The sequence below is a fragment of the Priestia sp. 10L35 genome (assembly GCF_056395685.1).
In genome coordinates, this window is record NZ_JBFTKA010000017.1 from 1 (window position 1) to 17,768 (window position 17,768).

Genomic DNA, 17,768 nt, shown 5'->3' on the forward strand with positions numbered 1-17,768 from the left:
ACTTGCATGTATTAGGCACGCCGCCAGCGTTCATCCTGAGCCAGGATCAAACTCTCCGAAGAAATGTTTGACTTGCTCAATTAAAAAATAAAATTTAACGTTGACGTTTGTCGCTTTGTTCAGTTTTCAAAGTTCAACCGCCGCTCTTAGGCGACTTTATTATCTTATCAAGTTATCAACGTAATGTCAACAACTTTTTAAAATTCTTTTTTCAGCTTCGTTGTTACAAGTATGTCTCAACGACGCTTTATAATAATATAACGATTTTCATATAAAGTCAATATGTTTCAAGAAGAAAAATGATTTTTTTCTCTTGTTTAACTACTTCCCTTACTGAGAAGTAGTTAAACGTAAATAAACTAAATTTTCTAATTTTTATCTATACTCTATATTAAAAAAGAAGCCCTTCACAAAAAGAGCTTCTTTCTTATCTTACTGATTAAGGTAAATAACGACGTGCACCTGCATACTCTTCAATATATCCCTTCGTGTTTAAAGGAATAATCTCTACTGTCCGCTCGGAGTTCGGCGAATGAATCATCATGCCATCTCCCGCATACATTGCTACATGGTGGACGCTTCCTTTTCCTTGGTTATAGGCAAAAAACAATAAGTCTCCAGGTTGAAGGTTGTTCATATCTACTGGTTGCCCTGCTCTAGACTGTGGCCCTGAGTCACGTGGAATCGTAATACCATGGGATTGGTACATCGTAAACGTAAATCCAGAGCAGTCAAATCCAAAACCACTCATGCCAGCCCATAAATATGGAAGATTTAAGAATGCCTTTCCACTTTCAACAAGCTCCGTGCCAGTTGGTACAGGAATATCTTTTTGAGACGCGTAGATTTTTCCTGCTTTTGTAGAAATCCATGCTGTCTTTCCATTTGGTTTTAATACTTTATATGCACTCTTTGATTTTGCCAAAAGAGGTAAGCGCGTATTATAGCTAACTTCAATACCTTTCTTTTTCAAAGAAGGCGAATGATATAGATAAGTAGTCGGAGCCGTCACCATTACAAAAGGCTTCTTTGCATACTGTTCGTACCTTTTGCTATAGGTTAATTGTTTAGTAGGCATCCATCCGGGATACCCTAATTCATTTCGAGAAGTAGGCTGTCCGTCTACAGCTACTTTGACCCAGTCTCCTTGTTCGTCTAAAACCGTTACTTTGTTTCCATATAACGCTTGTGTCTCAAGCATCCCATCGCTAGATAACTGCTGCTTCTGTTTCAAATTCATCGATGTGGTCCACTTTCTCATATCTACAGGATTAGTAGCTGACGGAGCGTCCACTTCCCGCAAGATGTCTGGTGCTGTCCACAGAGTAGCTGCTGCGACATCTATATAAGCAGTTTCTTTTTCTTCAGAAGCATGAACAGAAGGAACTGCACTAACCCCAAATGTAGCTAAAATAACTGTTGTTGCCGTTAAAAGCCAACGTTTTATATTCATCGTCTCTCTCCTTCTACTATATTACTATCCTTTTATTTTGAGATAGGAACGGTGATTTCTCCTATTCCAGGAAGATCTGATAAGAAAACCTCTTGACCGCTGTACTTTAACACATCCAGTTCAGTTGAAAGCCAAAGAGGAGCATCTAGATCAAAATACGTGATATTCGGATGAGCGGCTGCCAGATGAGCAGCTGCTCCCACGGAAAGTGATGGTTCCATCATGCTTCCAATCATACATGCAACACCGTTCGCCTCAGCAATACTTGCGATTTTTCTTGCTTCATTAATTCCTCCGCACTTCATTAGCTTAATATTCAAAAGATCCACGTACCGCCCGCTTACAAGCCTTAATGCATCTTTGGCAGAAAATAGACTCTCATCTGCCATAATGGGTACGTTTACTCGTTCAGTCACAAACTTTAACCCTTCCCAATCATGAGCAGGGACAGGTTGTTCTACCAATTCAATACCAAAGTTGAGAGTTTCCATTTTATTAATTAATTGCACTGCTTGTTTTGGAGTCCATCCTTGATTTGCATCCAACCGAAGTTTTACATGATCCGGAATGACAGATCGAATATGTTTAATACGCTCAAGGTCTAGCTCAGGAATTGAACCTACCTTTACTTTTAAAATGTCAAATCCGTCCGCTGCACTTTTTTGTGCGTCTTCAGCCATTTTTTCAGGTGTATCAACACTTATCGTCATACATGTAGAGATAGGCTGCTTATCGCCCAAGAAAGCATATAAAGGAATGTTAAGAAACTTTGTATAAGCATCATGCAAAGCGATATCAGCAGCTGCTTTAGCACTTGAATTGTGAATACAGCAGCTTTGAATTTTTTTTAAGAGTTTTTGAAACTGACGTATATCCTCTCCTATTAGCGCTAGTTTAATAGGTCCTTGAAGTGCAGCTTGAATGCCTTCTAAAGAATCGCCTGTAATAACATATGTTGGCGAAGCCGCTCCTTTTCCTTTTATTCCGTTTTCTAATTGAATCTCTACACTTATGCTGTCTATCTCTGTTGCTGTTCGAAGCGCTGTTTTAAACGGAACGAGCAGTGGAACGGTTTGATGCTTTACAGTTATGTCTTTAATTATCATTTCAATCGCTTCCTTTCGATTCAGCACAAATATTCTTTCATACGTATTTTTGGTTTATTCTTAGATCGCTCCTAAAATTTTGGCGACCATCATACCAAAATAAGTACCTAAGAAGGAACCCATCAGAGCCATAATGACTCCTACCGGAATCAGTGCACGGTTATAGGCAGCCGCAAGCATTGGAGCAGACGCCATTCCACCAATATTAGCTAAACTTGCTACTCCGAGCGTAAATAAATCATATTTAAATAGTTTAGCTAGCAACAGCATGATCACTAAGTGCACGAACATAATAAGAAAACCAGATACTAAGTAAATAGGAGCCTGAGCTAAATTTGAAAAATCTGATTGAGAAGCAATTAACGCTACAACGATGTATAACATAACGTTTGATACATCGAGCGTACCTGGAATTTTTGCGGCTGGGGTTACAGCAAGCACTAGACCAACCACAGAAGCAATCATAATCGTCCAGCTCGTTGCATTAATAACCGCTCCCACTTCAGGCAAACGCCCTCCGATAAATGTAGAAAATGCCGAAACGAACAAACCTAGACCAAGTAAATAAAGAAGATGCTGAAACTGCGGGCCTTCTTTTTCGCTTTCAGAAGTTGCTGCGACTTCATCTATACTATTCTCAATAAAGCTGACGTCTGCTTTTGTCCATTTATTAAATTTAGATGCAAATGGTACAAGCCAAAACATAAACATAACCCATACAGCATAGTTAATCGTATCCATCATAAGAGCGTAGCCAAATATATTTTCTGGAACATCCAAAATCCCTTGGAGAGCAACCATGTTAGCTGATCCTCCGGTCCAACTTCCTGATAAAGCACCAAAAGCTTTCCACGTGTCCTCTACATAGAAATTCTTAAAGATGGCATAGACGAGGATAAAACCTACCATTATGCTAAAAACCGCAACGATGAATCCTCCCAGCATTCTTGGACCAAGTTTAATTACACTTCGAACATCACACTTTAACAGCATAAGCATCAGCATGGCCGGAAGCAGTGCATTTTTAACGCCCGTATACATGGCGACATTTGATTCGCTATCCCCAAATACCCCTGCCGTTTGCATAAGAGCAGCTCCTATATAAATAAGTACAATACCCGGAATAAATTTAAAAAATCGATTGGCTTTAAATCTTTTTTCAATCCCTACCATGAGCGCAGCAAAGGCAGTTAACACACTCACATACATAAATCCATCTTGAATCATTTATTCTTCCCCCTTCATCTCCCCGAAAATGTTTTTATACAAAACAAAATCCAGCCCAACGTTTGAAAACGTCAGGCTGGATTTCGTCTAGGTCTATGTAGACAAAGCAGCTGTTATTTGCTGATATTTTTTCTGTGCATCATGAAACGCTACCACCAGCGCTTTTTGGGAAGACCCGAAGTAGCGGCTGTTAATGTCGTCTATAAGGGTGGGATCACTTATGTGGCGTCCAATAAAAATTGATTGAACAAATCGAACGGTTAACTCAATCGTCGCTGAGCATTCCACATCAATAATTTTTCCATTTGTTTTATCAACTACCAATCCTAAAAAATACTGATTGAACTTTTTAGTAATCGGATTGCTTTGAGGAGCTTTGGCATCTCCAATAATATAGATAGTATCTTGATCATACATGATTTTTTATTCCTCCTAAAAGAGATAACAGACGCTGCTAGGGACCGGCAAATGAACGTTTGCGGAGCTACGCAACATGTATTCGCTTTCATAAGGAACATTATAATCTATTCTCAATATATCATCTATAAAACAATTTCACAATATAAATTTTATACTATTCAGAATAAAATAATATTTTTTCCAAAAAAGAGATTGAGACATAACAAACTTAATCCAACCTAAAGACGAACAAATGGGAGACGTGAGCTGAACCGCTTGTTACACCGCATTTGATTTCCATGCAAGACTTCGCTTTCCGCGGGCGGTGGCTGAGCCTCCTCGTTGCTTGCGCTTTTTCCGCAGGAGTCTTCGCCTTGCCCTCAAATCAACTGCTAGAAGGACCGAAACAGATGAAACTCACGTTCACCACAACAAAAAAACGAACCACTAATCAAACATGTTGATCAAGGGTTCGTTTTTCACTGTGGATCAAGTACTTTTGTCCCAGCTTCTTTCTACGTCATCCTTTGAACATGGTAGAGGAAAAACGGTTAGGGTAATCTGTCATCACGACTTTTACTGAAACCTGCTGGAGCTTTAAAAAGTTATCCATTTCATTAATCGTATATACCCGCAAGTCTAATCCTTCTTGCTTTGCTTTTTTCCCATACGCAGAAAGAGCAAACGACATATCACAGTGTAGGTGCGCTCCTATCGATTTTGCTTTTCCAATCGCATCTTCGCTCACCCCTTCAAATAAAAAACCTGTTGGTATATATGAATGGAGAGATCTCACTTTAGCCAAACTATCATAGTTAAAAGATGACAAAATAACCTGATCTTCTAAATCAAACTCATCGATTAGACGAAGAACTTTTTCTTCAAGTTTTGGATAGTAAATTCGGTCATTTTTTAATTCAATATTCACCGTTAATTTTGTCTTTTTGTCCATCATCCACTCAAACACTTCTACTAATGTCGGAATCGATTGTTTAGAAAAACGAGAGTCATACCAACTGCCAGCATCGAATAAACGCAGCTGTTTGTATGAAAATTCTTGAACATACCCCATTCCATTCGTCGTTCTGTCAATTCGTTCATCGTGAATAACTACTATTTCCCCGTCTTTTGTTAATTGTACATCTAATTCAATACCTGCAACTTGCATTTTCCTAGCTTCTTCAAATGCAATCATTGTATTTTCAGGATATCGTCCGCTAAAGCCGCGATGCGCATAAAGATCAATTGAACTATTCATTGTCCTCTATCTCTCCTAACTAGTCATTCACTAAGTAAAAAGCTCGTCCTCAAAATAACTTGAAAGACGAGCTTCGTAATCATACGTTATTTTTGATTGGCTACTTCTAATGCTCTATTTGTTTCTTTTGCTGCTTGATCAAGCGCTTTTTTTGGCTTTACTCCTTGATATAGGCTTTCCATCCCTGTTACTACTTTTTGACGCGATTCAGGAAACACAGAAATTAAAGCACCTTGTGTAGCTGGAGTAGGTTTTGTTTCACGAAGCTGATCAACCGTTACTTTTAACTGCGGATATTTCTCCCACTCTTTTTTCACAATATCTTGTTCATACGCTTTTGGGTTAACTGCAAAGTATCCACTTTCTACGTGCCATTTTGCTTGAACTTCTGGTGTTGCTAAATATTTCATGAAGTCCCAGGCTGCTTTTGATGTTTCATCACTGATTCCTTTAGACATCCATAAAGATGCTCCGCCAATAGCTACTCCTTGGCGATCCTCTTCTTTTGGGACAGGAATATAAGATACGCCTACATCAAATGGAGCATTGTCTACTAGTGTTTTAATACCTGCTGATGAGTCCAGGAACATTGCAATTTTTTTAGATTGAAATGCTGCGCGCATATCATCCCAGTTTTGTCCTACATTGTAGAATGTACCTTCTTTATACATATCATTGATTAAATTAAATGCGTTTTGTCCTTCTTTTCCATTAAATACTGCCTTCTCAGCATCACCTTTACGGCCGTTTTCGTGATCTACATACAAGCCGCCCTGAGAAGCAACTAGCTCTTCAAAGAACCATCCATAATTTAGAATTGAAAAACCGTATTGCGATGTTTTATTTCCTTGTTTTTCTGTTAATTTCTTTGCAGCCGCCTTTAATTCATCATACGTTTTTGGAGGATTTTCAGGATCTAACCCTGCTTTTTTAAAGGCATCTTTATTATAAACAAGAACAGGTGTTGAAGAGTTGAACGGCATTGAGTATTGTTTTCCATCTACTTGGTAATAGCTTGAAATGTTTTTCTCCCACTGTGAAGTATCATAGTGGTCTTGATCGATAAACTTTTGAACAGGCTGAATCTTACCGCTGTCTATCATGAATTTTGTTCCCACTTCGAACGTTTGCATAATAGCCGGTGCATCCTTTGTTCCTGCTACTGTGTTAAATTTTGTTTGTGCTTCTTCATACGTTCCTTGGAAAACAGGCTTTACTTCGACTTTGTCCTGAGATTTGTTGTACTCATCGACAATTTTATTGAGTGATTTTTCAAGGTCACCGCTCATAGCGTGCCAAAATACGACTTCTGTTTTACCTGATGCTGTTTTTTTTGTTTCTTGCGCTTCCGAAGAACCAGTTGAATTTGAGCAAGCACCTAGAATAACTAGCAAGCATGCCGTTACGATAGCCAATATCTTTTTCATCACATTCACTCTCCTATTTAATTGCACCTTGTGTTAATCCTTTTTGAAGACGTTTTTGACCTAGGAATAATAGTAATAATGTCGGTATAATAACAACCACGACAGCGGCCATAACCACTCCCCAATCAGTTGAAATCTCCTGTGTTTGCATTTGTTTTAAACCAATCTGAACGGTACGAACATCCTCTGTATTTGTCACTAATAGTGGCCATAAATACATATTCCATGTTGTTAAAAAGCTATATACACCAAGCGTAACTAGACTTGTTTTAGACACAGGGAGCACGACGTTCCAAAAGAAACGAAAGCGGCTGATCCCTGCAACTTGAGAAGCTTCATATAACTCATTCGGAATGGTTTTAAACTGCTGACGCAACAAAAATGTCCCAAACGCTAAAGCAAAAAAAGGAATTGTTAATCCTAAATAATTATTAATCCACCCTAGCTTTTGCGCTGTTAAAAAGTTAGGAACCATCGTTGCTTCCCATGGAATCATCATCGTAGAAATAAAGAGAAAGAAGATAGTATCTCTTCCTTTAAATTTAATAAATACAAATGCAAAAGCTGCCAAACTTGAAACTAACAGCTGCCCGGCCATAACAAAAATAGATACAGCAAAACTGTTAATTAAATAATGAAGCAGCGGAACTTTTTCAAAAGCATCCCGATAGTTTTCAAATGAAAAAGATGACGGCCAAATCTTCCCTTCTAACACTTCCGCTCCACTCATAAAACTAATGGAAAAAGCGTATAGGATAGGAAACATCAATACTAAAGTAGCTGCAATGAGTAGCAAGTAAGTTGTCCATTTTCTCGTGATGCTCATTGATAATGTACCTTCCTTTCTCCAAGCTTAAATTGAAGAGCCGTAACCAGTAGAATACAGAAAAACAAAATTGTAGCTTGAGCACTTGCAGAGCCAACATTATAGTTTACAAATGCATCTTTGTAGATTGAATAAACAATGACATTTGTCGAATCTGTAGGTCCGCCTTTTGTTAAAATGTCAATTTGTCCAAACGTTTGAAACGCGTTAATAAACGAAACGGTAATGATAAAAAACAGCGTTGGCGAAAGCATCGGAAGCTTAATTTTACGTAGCTGATACCAATAGCTAACTCCAGCAATACGCGCATTTTCATACAGCTTTTCATCAATATTTTGTAACCCGCCAAGTAAGATTAAAAAGGTAAAACCAATGTTCATCCAAATCGTAGAGATAGACACAGCAATCAGCGCATACTTAGGGTCTAATAACCACTGCACATCATGAATTCCTACAAGATTTAATACTTTATTGATAACACCGATTGTCGGGTTATACATAAACATCCAAATTACAGAAGAAGCCGCTACGCTCATTCCCATCGTAGATGAAAACATCGTTCTGAAAAAACCAATTCCTTTGAGCTTTTCATTTGCGATTAGCGCTAGGAATAAGGCAATAATTAAACCTATAGGCACCGTGTAGAGTACAAATAAAAAAGTGGCTTTCATACTTTGTAAAAAGTTTGGATCTGTAAATAGATAAAAGAAATTTTGTAGCCCTACAAATTTCAAGGGATTTCCCTGTGTATCTGTAATAAAAAGACTTAAATATAACGTCTTAATCATTGGGTAGAAAAGAAATACACCAAATAACAATAATGATGGCAGCAAGTAAGATAATCCTACCAATAGGTTAGGCATTGACTTCTTTTCTTGTGGATTGGATGAAACAGAAACAGGCGAGTTTGCTGTTTTGGTAACAGCACTCATACAAATGCCCCCTTTACAGTTAAATCTTCCGTTGATGGTTCATAGTGCAAGCATGAACCTTTATCGTTATCAAATAAAAACAGATGTTTTGGATCGATAAAAATAGGGACGCGCTCTCCCACTTTTATATTCCATTGACCGTTCCACTTAGCCATCCACTGCTTGTCACCCATATGAAATGTAAGCAGTGTTTCTGTTCCTAGAATTTCGACATTATCTATCTCTACAATAAAGCTGGTGTTATCGTTTGTCGCAAGCTGAACATGCTCAGGTCTTACTCCAACCACAACTTCCTTTTTACCGCTAAAGTTACTGTGTGGTGTACTCATAGAAATAGCTCTTCTATCTTCAAAAACGAGTAAGTTATTTTCTATAGAAACGTTTGATAAGTTCATAGGAGGAGAACCTATAAACGACGCTACGAACGTGTTTGCCGGTGCATTGTAAATATCAAGGGGACGCCCAACCTGCTGAATATTACCTCCATTTAAAATCATCATTCGATCCGCCATCGTCATCGCTTCCGTTTGATCGTGCGTGACATAAATCATCGTAATACCTAACTTACGCTGAATCTGGCGAATTTCTGATCTCATCTTTGCTCGCAGCTTTGCATCCAAGTTGGATAACGGCTCATCCATCAGGCAAATAGGCGAATGAGTAACAATAGCACGTGCGAGTGCTACACGCTGGCGCTGTCCTCCCGAAAGCTGTCTAGGCTTTCGCTTTAAATATTCACTTAAACCAAGCATTTCTGCTGCTTCCCTGCAGCGCTTTTGCTGTTCTTGCTTTGAAATCTTCTTTGTATGCAGACCAAAAAGAATATTTTGTTCTACTGTCAAATGCGGATATAAAGCATAGTTTTGAAACACCATGGACAAATCGCGCTGACTTGGAAGCAGTTTATTTGCTTTTACATCTCCAATTAGCAACTCTCCCTGCGTGACTTCTTCTAATCCGGCAATCATTCGCAGCATTGTACTTTTCCCGCATCCTGAAGGACCTACTAATACGAAGAATTCTCCAGGTTCAATTGTGACGTTAATATCTTGAATGACATTTGTTTTTTGATCGTATGACTTTCCAACGTTAACTAACTCTACTTTTTTCATTAAAAACGCTCCTTTCTCGCTCATTCATATTTTTTCCACAGCCATGATTTCCCTGTAGAAACTGCCGTAGCCCCTGCTTTTAAAGCAGCTTGGATATGGCTTTCATTTTGAATGAGTCCACCTGTAATAATAGGGATACTTGTTTTTTTAACGATTTTCTCTATCATCTCCGGAATCAATCCTGGCATTAGTTCTAATGCATCCGGTTTAATATTTTGAACGGTTTTTAACCCTTGTGCTACTGCGTCTGTATCCACTAAAAATAGCCGCTGAATAGCAACCAGCCCTTCCTGTTTTGCGTAATTAATGAGTGAACTTTTAGTGGTTACGATGCCTGTGGGCTTTACAAACTTAGCGAGAAATTTAAGCCCTTCCCGGTCATAGCTAATTCCCGGAATTTTTTCAATGTGTAAGAAAACCATTCGATTATGCTGTTTGAGTAAATCTACATAGCGTTTAATCACACTAATATTGCCCGTTAATAAAAAGGCGGCCTGGATCTCTGTTTCTAAAAATCGCTCTAAATTTTTCGGACTTTTAATGGATGCAATTAAACGATCTTGTCCAAGCTGTTGTAAGAAATCTGCTTCCTTATTCAAAACGATTCCTTCCTTTCATTTATAAAAAAACCACAAAAAACGCATAGGATGTTTATATAGACCTATTGTTTTTTGTGGTTTCTCAATTTCATAACCTTAGTAACTATTCACTTATCTTTCACATGTTTTATAATAATGGTTATTTGTGAAGGCAATATAAAGAAGCTGTTGAGTTTTGTAAAGTAAACGTATAGTTCCTGTAAATCTGCTGAAGATAAAAAAAGCCGTTGATTTCTCAACGGCTTCACAGTGCACATTCTTCGATTTCAAATCCTAAATCTTCAATTAATCCCCAGTCAGCTGTAGGTTCTTGACCTTGAGTCGTTAAATAATCGCCTACAAAAATTGAATTTGCAGCAAACAAACCAAGCGGCTGAAGCGATCTGAGATTGACTTCTCTACCTCCTGAAATTCGAATTTCTTTCGTTGGATTTACAAAACGCATCATCGCTAACAGCTTTAAGCATTGCATTGGCTTTAACGCCTTTTTGTCTTCTAGAGGCGTTCCTGGAACGGCAACAAGAAAGTTGCATGGAATAGAATCTGCATCTAACTTTTTAATTTGAAAAGCTAATTCAACGGCTTGTTCATTTGTCTCGCCCATTCCAAAAATCGCACCGGAACAAGGTGACAAACCTGCTTTTTTAGATGTAGTAACCGTATCGACTCGATCTTCATAGCCATGCGTAGAACAAATACTGTCGTAGTTATCAGCGTGAGTATTTAAATTATGATTATAGCGATGAACACCCGCCTCGACTAGTTCGTGTGCTTGATCATCTGTTAAAAAGCCTAGACAGGCACAGATTTTCAAGTCTGTCTTTTGACGAATTTCTTTTACCGCTCCCACTACGTGCGCTACTTCTTTATCAGTAGGACGGCGGCCTGACGCCACGATACAATATGTACCTGCTTTTCTTTTTTGAGCTTCAAAAGCACCTTCTACAATTTTCTCTTTTGTTAACCACGCATACTTATCAATCGGTGCTTCTGATACAATCGACTGCGAACAATATCCACAGTCTTCTGGGCATAAACCCGATTTAGTATTAATAATCATATTGAGCTTTACTTTTTTTCCATAATGATGATGACGAATTAAGTACGCGGCATTCATGACCTCTAACACTTCTTCATCCGGTACATGAAGAAGTTGAAGCGCTTCATTATATGTAATTTCTTTCCCTTTAATAATAGACTGAGCAAGTGCTTTCCAATCTCTTAAACCTGTGGTTTCCATCGATTCCCCTCCACTTTAGTAAACTAAAAAAATATAAAGTTAACAATTATAACTAAAAGTTACCATTACTTCTCCTTTTATGTCAACACTATACGATTAATAGTTAACTCAAAAAGCCACTTCTATGATATAGAAGTGGCTTTTTGCTTATTGCGCTTGCAATGTGTAAATAACCGATACAAAGTCTCCAGATTTTTCATCGTATGCTTCAACACCCGGATACTCATGAGTTAGAGCAATTCCTGCGTACATGAGCTCATCTCCATAAGCTGTTTGATCTGTTTCCATCACTGTATATTCATAATCAGGATGAAGCCCTTTTAGCTCAATGCGTTCATAAGAAGGATTTGGTCTAGCTAATACTTGATAATAACCGATGATTGCCTGTTTTTGATCGGATGAAACAACCATCCAGCTCGTCACATTTCCATCTTGTTCAAACGGACTTTTTAATCGATAGAATGTGCCATTTTGAATAAGGGATCGGTGTTTTTTATAATACTGAATTTGGTTTTTTACCGTTTCTTTTTCGTCTTCTGTCATCAGCGTAACATCTAACTCATAACCAAATGCGCCAAAATACGCAACGTCTCCTCTTGTTTCTAGACTTGTTACTCTGCGTACTTGATGATTTGGTACGGCTGATACGTGTGCTCCCATTGAACTGATTGGATAGGCAAAAGACGTGCCGTACTGAATCTTTAGACGTTCAATCGCGTCCGTGTTATCGCTCGTCCAAGCTTGAGGAGCATAATAAAGCATTCCCGGATCAAATCTAGCTCCCCCGCTTGCACATGATTCAAATAAAATATCCGGGAACTTCTTTGTTAGTCGCTCATACAAATCATACACACCTAAAATATAGCGGTGTACTACTTCAAACTGACGGTTCGCGGGCAGCCCAACAGATCCAATCTCTGTTATATTTCGATTCATATCCCATTTTATATAAGAGATAGGTGCTTCACTTAAAATAGCTTCCATTCGTTCATAGATATAATTCACTACTTCTTCTCTTGAAAAATCAAGCACATATTGATTTCGTCCATGAGATTGATGACGATTTGGCACATGAATCAACCAATCTGGATGCTTTTCATACAAGTCGCTTTGCTTTGAAATCATTTCGGGTTCAAACCATAACCCAAAGTCCATACCTAAATCCGTTACTTTTTGAGCCAATGACTTCATACCGCCCGGAAGCTTATTTTTATCTACAAACCAGTCTCCAAGAGAAGTTGTATCATCATTACGCTTGCCAAACCAGCCGTCATCTAATACGAAAAGTTCAACGCCCAGCTTTTGTGCTTCTTTGGCAATATGTACAATTTTCTCTTCGTTAAAATCAAAGTACGTCGCTTCCCAGTTATTAATTAAAACTGGCCGCTCCAAATCCCGCCATTTCCCTCTAGCTAGACGCTTGCGATAAAGCTCATGATACTCTTGGCTAAGTCCGTTTAGACCGCTATTTGAATAAGCCAGTACTAGTTCTGGTGATTGAAAAGTTTCTCCACTCTCTAGTCGCCACTGAAAATCAAAAGGATGAATGCCCATCGTTATTCTTGATACATTATAATGATCTACTTCCACTTGTCCAAGAAAGTTTCCGCTGTACACAAGACTAAAACCATACGCTTCTCCACTATGTTCAGTTGCAGCTGGATTTTTCAAAATTAAAAATGGGTTTTGCTGACTGCTGCTTGTACCTCTCGCACTAGAAATACTTTGAATACCAGGCTGAAGCATTCGTGTTTTCACGTGTCTTTCTCGAATCCACGCACCGGAAAGCTGAACCATCTCATAATTTGATGTAGGCAAATCAATGCTGCCGCTCATGATACGCAAAATATCGACTGGTTCTTCTCCTCTATGCTCAAATCGTGCGTGACGCGTAATAATGTTTCGGTCTTCGTAAACGGTATACGTTAAAATAAGTGATGCATTGAGCAATTTATCAATCAGTTCAACTTCTACACTTGTGGCTTCACTCTCTTCTTCTACATATATAGCAGGTAAGCCGTTTAATGGCTTCTTGCCTTTGTAAATTTTATGGTTATCGTATTCAAAACTTGTGATTCGGCTTCCGTTTTGCTGAAGAAGTTGATAGGCTGGCTCTCTGAAGTCTGTTGTTCCATAAGAAGGATACTCTTGTTTGATTGTTTCGAGAGAAAATGCTAGTTCTCCTTCATATACCGAAGCGCTAGCTCCTCTTGTTTCTACACGTAAAAAATGCTGAAAAGATGAACGGTGCTTAAGCTTTTTTCCATAGTACAAGTGACCGAGCTGCCCGTTTCTCAACACTGAAAAGATATAACTTACATCGCGTCCCTGCAGGTGAAATTCCTTTGTACCTTCATTAAATAAGATCCCCATTTTATTCCTCTCCTTACCATCAAATATCTAACGAGACATTTCCTTTTTCATCTATTGCCGTTGCATGCTCAAAAGCAGATGCTAGATTAATCTCTTTTCTCTCATACCATTTCGCTAAACCTTTGAATAACTCTTCTGTTTCTACCATTCTTGTGTCTACTCGCAGTTCAGTTTCATAGCTATGAAGAGACCAAGTGCTTTCACTAAATAAGGTCATTTCTACATCTAAACACATGTCTTTCCAATTAGGAGCACACAGAATAGGATAACGTATGTCTGAACATGCAATGGTGTAGCGGTTAGAACCATTCTTATTCATAAAACAATGAACAAAAGAGGCATTCACATCGCCCTTACTAGTTTGTAAAGATTTATACAGTTGGATATCTAACAATGGAACGCTCCATTTTAATTTCATTTTTGGAAGAATTCTTTTTTTAACCGACTTGACCGTTAATTTAATAAAGTAAACACCATCTTTTTTTGTTTCATCCAATACGACATGCACACCTGGTTCCTTGTTTATCTCCAAGTTTATATAGGGTGTAGCAATCACTTCTTTCATCTCCTTCACCATCATTCTTAATTTTGTACACCAACAAAAATGTAACCGCATTCAAAAATTTGTTTTCGTATTTATTACAAGTAGATCACCTAAACGAAGCTTTTTTACTTTCTTTCATTTTATGTAAAATACTTTCTAGACTCAATGGTAAAAATCAAAGTGAAAAAAAGCATTTTTTTGCTTTATCTAGTAATCAATTAAACGCTCTTTATCTCTCAGCCCGCAATTTTCTCTTCTTTTTCAAAAAAAGATGACAAACCTAACAATATAGTATAATAATAAATAATGCAGAATGATTATACACAGAAAGGATGACAAATATGAATCATGAACCTTCTCTTCTTAAACAACTAAAATTATGGCATATCGTTGTGATAGGGTTAGGCTACATGGCACCTATGGCCGTTTTTGATACATTTGGCATTGTAACTGAATCAACAGATGGACATGTTTCAGGCGCTTATGCATTCACGTTGATTGCTATTTTATTTACAGCCATTAGTTACGGAAAGATGGTAAAAGCTTTTCCCGGAGCTGGTTCCTCTTATACATACGCACAGCAAGTAATGAATCCAAGCATTGGTTTTTTGGTAGGATGGACGGCTCTTCTTGATTATCTATTTCTGCCAATGATTAATGCGCTTTTGACAAATATTTACCTAAGCTCTCTGTTTCCAGGTGTTCCAAAGGCCGTATGGATTATCAGCTTTGTTGTCATCATGACCATAATGAATATTTTCAGCGTTCATTTAACCGTTTCTTTTGGTACGCTATTAGTTGCTTTTCAAATTTTAGTCGCTATTATCTTTATTATTTTAAGTGCTACAACTCAAGGCCAAGAGCTATCATTTAAACCGTTTATAAGTGAATCGGCCTCTATATCTCTGTTATTAAACGGAGCAGCTATTTTATGCTTTTCTTTTTTAGGATTTGATGCTGTAACCACTATGGCCGAAGAAACACTTAAGCCTGAGAAAACCATTCCTAAAGGGATTCTTATTATTGCGTGTACGGGAGGCGCCTTATTTATCACGGTTTCTTACTTTGCGCAGCTTCTTTTCCCTTCAGCCTCTTTGTTTCATGATTTAGAAGGTGCATCAGCGGAGATCGCTTATAAAATTGGCGGCCAGCTTTTTCAATCTATTTTTGTAGCAGCGGCCTTGACTTCAACTATTGCTTCTGGACTTGTCTCACATATGAGTGCATCAAGACTTCTCTATGCAATTGGGAAAGATGGTTATCTGCCTCGGGGAATTTTTGGCTATATTCACCCTAAAACAAAGACGCCTGTTTGGAACGTAGTGATTATTGGTGGCCTCTCTTTAATTTCACTAGGTCTGTCTCTTGAAAAAGCTACCTCTTTAATTAATTTTGGTGCTTTAATTGCGTTCAGTTCAGTGAACATAGCGGTTTTTATCCATTATTTTATTCATCAAAATAAGCGTTCCTTCAGTGGATATATTTCATATGTACTTATGCCTTTACTTGGCAGTTTATTTTTGTTTTTTATGTGGCTTAACTTAGAAACAACATCCTTATTTATCGGTATTATATGGAGTATAATCGGAATTATTTATTTACTGATTGCCAGACGAAAAAATACTATTACCATTCCTACTTTTTATTTTGATTAAGGAACTAGACTTAACACATGAAAGCTACATTTACTATACCAATGAAAAAATCCGAACGTATTTGATTCTCAACCAAGAATCAAACTCGTTCGGATTTTTCTTCAACTAAAATATTTTCGTACCAGTCTCTTTTTATTTTTGCGATTGTGAGACTTTTTCCAAAATACGTCTTTTACGATAAAGCATCATTCCAACTTCCCCTATATCGCTAATTGCTTGTTTGTTAATATACGCTCCAAATACCATTCCTGCTATAGGAATCATTTGGAACAGCTTTTTCCAGCCCAAGTTGTCCCTGTAGGTTAGAAACACTTCTCTCCACCCTTGCAGCTGCTGCAAGCTCTGCGTTCGATTTCCGCTTGCTAATTCTTCTAAAATCGCACGTTTCCCTACAATGTCAGAAGACGAAAACTGCATGCATTTGACCATGAAAATTCGTTCCTCTTGCTCAGTGGGGTCGTAACCATAAGAAACAGCCACTTCTTGCAGTGTCTTAAGTGTAAGCCCTAATACAAAAGGAACATCAATAGCTAGTGTAAAAATCCCGCCTATACCGGTTGTAGCTCCTTGAAGCTGTGCATTCTTTTTTCGGACTTCAATAAAATGCTCTGCCAATTCATCCATTTCTTGCAGAGATAAATGCTGAATATCCTCTATCGAAAGCTGTTTCTTTTCTTGTAATTGTGCTGATGCTTTTTCTAGCGTGGCAGACGTATTAGCTAAATACTGGCCTCCATTATCAACATACTTAGCAATTTCATCTAATAATTTTTCTATTTTTTGATGAATGAACTTTGGCGTTACTTTATCTAAAGCTGAAAAAGGCAAACGAGCCAGCCGCTCCCAGAAAAAAAGTCCTTTTTGGTCTTTCTCCCACTTTTCAATTTTTCGTAACTCTACTCTTAACTGCTCATGCTCTGACATATCCTCACTCTTTTCCTCGATTTATCAGCTCTGCCCTACTTGTTTATTCCGCACATATTTAATGATAAAAAACAGTGCAATTAAAACAACAATTCCGATTCCAATAGGCTGCATATATTGAGACACAATCGGCCCCACCTCTTTCCACTTAGGTCCTAACTTATATCCTAAATATACGTAAATAGCCGTTACTGGAAGCATCGCCACAAATGTATAAATAGAAAACAGCCATACATTCATTTTTGCCATCCCGCACGGAAAAGAGATAGCCGTGCGCACTCCTGGAATAAAGCGTCCAAAAAAAGCAACCCCGCTGCCGTACTTATTAAAAAAGCGATCGGCGGCGTCAATTTCTTTTTCTTTCACCAAAAAGTATTTTCCATATTTTAAAACCAGCGGTCGTCCACCGTAACGTCCCAGTGCATAAAGAGTCAATGGTCCACAAACACCGCCTACTGTACCTGCAAGGATAGCCAGATACAAGTTCATATCACCTTGGTACACCCAATACCCTACTAAAGGTAAAACAAGCTCTGCCGGGACAAACTCAAACGTTAATGCTAGAATTACGCCAAAATAAGAGAGCTGTTTTAGCGCTTCAATTAAAGAAAGTAAAACCGACTCTAACAAAAATTCTCCTCCTCATGTCATTAAATCTAAGACTGCAAAACTATAATTTAGCCGATTGATAGA

The 17,768-nt window shown here is 38.1% G+C and carries 16 protein-coding genes and 1 rRNA gene; 1 reads left to right on the forward strand and 16 read right to left on the reverse strand.

Annotated features, from left to right (window positions below):
• From AC1DEF_RS27240 to AC1DEF_RS27305, 14 genes are all read right to left on the reverse strand, one after another.
• Window positions 1–62, reverse strand: a 16S ribosomal RNA gene (locus AC1DEF_RS27240); the annotation flags it as partial.
• A 377-nt stretch (window positions 63–439) separates the two neighbouring features.
• Window positions 440–1,453, reverse strand: a complete 1,014-nt coding sequence (locus tag AC1DEF_RS27245) for a C40 family peptidase (protein WP_097824830.1) — start codon at window positions 1,451–1,453, stop codon at window positions 440–442.
• 32 nt (window positions 1,454–1,485) lie between these two features.
• Window positions 1,486–2,559 (reverse strand): dipeptide epimerase, encoded by a 1,074-nt coding sequence (locus AC1DEF_RS27250; protein ID WP_025753225.1) that lies wholly within the window; start codon window positions 2,557–2,559, stop codon window positions 1,486–1,488.
• Window positions 2,560–2,619: 60 nt separating this feature from the next.
• On the reverse strand, window positions 2,620–3,786 hold the full coding sequence (locus AC1DEF_RS27255; RefSeq protein WP_043978081.1) for a DUF819 family protein: 1,167 nt from the start codon (window positions 3,784–3,786) through the stop codon (window positions 2,620–2,622).
• Between the two features lie 93 nt (window positions 3,787–3,879).
• A complete protein-coding gene (locus AC1DEF_RS27260) occupies window positions 3,880–4,203 on the reverse strand; it encodes a DUF3870 domain-containing protein (protein WP_028412670.1) in 324 nt (107 codons plus the stop codon).
• A 502-nt stretch (window positions 4,204–4,705) separates the two neighbouring features.
• Entirely contained in the window at window positions 4,706–5,443 is a 738-nt protein-coding gene (locus tag AC1DEF_RS27265; protein ID WP_016762894.1) for a glycerophosphodiester phosphodiesterase, read from the reverse strand.
• Window positions 5,444–5,529: 86 nt separating this feature from the next.
• Window positions 5,530–6,870, reverse strand: a complete 1,341-nt coding sequence (locus tag AC1DEF_RS27270) for an ABC transporter substrate-binding protein (RefSeq protein WP_013081576.1) — start codon at window positions 6,868–6,870, stop codon at window positions 5,530–5,532.
• Window positions 6,871–6,883: 13 nt separating this feature from the next.
• Window positions 6,884–7,696 carry a carbohydrate ABC transporter permease gene (locus AC1DEF_RS27275; RefSeq protein ID WP_043978093.1) on the reverse strand — a complete coding sequence of 271 codons (813 nt, stop codon included), beginning with the start codon at window positions 7,694–7,696 and terminating at the stop codon, window positions 6,884–6,886.
• Window positions 7,693–8,628: a carbohydrate ABC transporter permease gene (locus tag AC1DEF_RS27280; protein ID WP_477727658.1), complete on the reverse strand. Its 936-nt coding sequence runs from the start codon at window positions 8,626–8,628 to the stop codon at window positions 7,693–7,695. The genes AC1DEF_RS27275 and AC1DEF_RS27280 overlap by 4 nt, the downstream gene beginning before the upstream one ends.
• Window positions 8,625–9,740, reverse strand: a complete 1,116-nt coding sequence (locus tag AC1DEF_RS27285; RefSeq protein WP_097824840.1) for an ABC transporter ATP-binding protein — start codon at window positions 9,738–9,740, stop codon at window positions 8,625–8,627. The genes AC1DEF_RS27280 and AC1DEF_RS27285 overlap by 4 nt, the downstream gene beginning before the upstream one ends.
• Window positions 9,741–9,760: 20 nt before the next feature.
• Window positions 9,761–10,339, reverse strand: coding sequence for a glycerol-3-phosphate responsive antiterminator (locus tag AC1DEF_RS27290; RefSeq protein WP_097824831.1), 579 nt, complete (start codon window positions 10,337–10,339; stop codon window positions 9,761–9,763).
• Window positions 10,340–10,583: 244 nt separating this feature from the next.
• Window positions 10,584–11,579: a biotin synthase BioB gene (gene bioB, locus AC1DEF_RS27295; protein ID WP_097824832.1), complete on the reverse strand. Its 996-nt coding sequence runs from the start codon at window positions 11,577–11,579 to the stop codon at window positions 10,584–10,586.
• Between the two features lie 147 nt (window positions 11,580–11,726).
• Window positions 11,727–13,952 carry an alpha-galactosidase gene (locus AC1DEF_RS27300; RefSeq protein WP_318331475.1) on the reverse strand — a complete coding sequence of 742 codons (2,226 nt, stop codon included), beginning with the start codon at window positions 13,950–13,952 and terminating at the stop codon, window positions 11,727–11,729.
• A 19-nt stretch (window positions 13,953–13,971) separates the two neighbouring features.
• Window positions 13,972–14,517, reverse strand: coding sequence for a hypothetical protein (locus tag AC1DEF_RS27305; protein WP_255255796.1), 546 nt, complete (start codon window positions 14,515–14,517; stop codon window positions 13,972–13,974).
• A 320-nt stretch (window positions 14,518–14,837) separates the two neighbouring features.
• Here AC1DEF_RS27305 and AC1DEF_RS27310 point away from each other — a divergent pair, with 320 nt between their 5' ends.
• The gene (locus AC1DEF_RS27310) at window positions 14,838–16,151 is read left to right on the forward strand and encodes an APC family permease (protein ID WP_097824835.1); all 1,314 of its coding nucleotides are present in this window, start codon (window positions 14,838–14,840) and stop codon (window positions 16,149–16,151) included.
• A 132-nt stretch (window positions 16,152–16,283) separates the two neighbouring features.
• Here AC1DEF_RS27310 and AC1DEF_RS27315 read toward each other — a convergent pair whose 3' ends face one another.
• Window positions 16,284–17,075: an EcsC family protein gene (locus tag AC1DEF_RS27315; protein ID WP_013081567.1), complete on the reverse strand. Its 792-nt coding sequence runs from the start codon at window positions 17,073–17,075 to the stop codon at window positions 16,284–16,286.
• A gap of 24 nt (window positions 17,076–17,099) precedes the next feature.
• Window positions 17,100–17,705, reverse strand: a complete 606-nt coding sequence (locus AC1DEF_RS27320; RefSeq protein WP_013055189.1) for a DedA family protein — start codon at window positions 17,703–17,705, stop codon at window positions 17,100–17,102.
• Window positions 17,706–17,768: the final 63 nt, after the last annotated feature.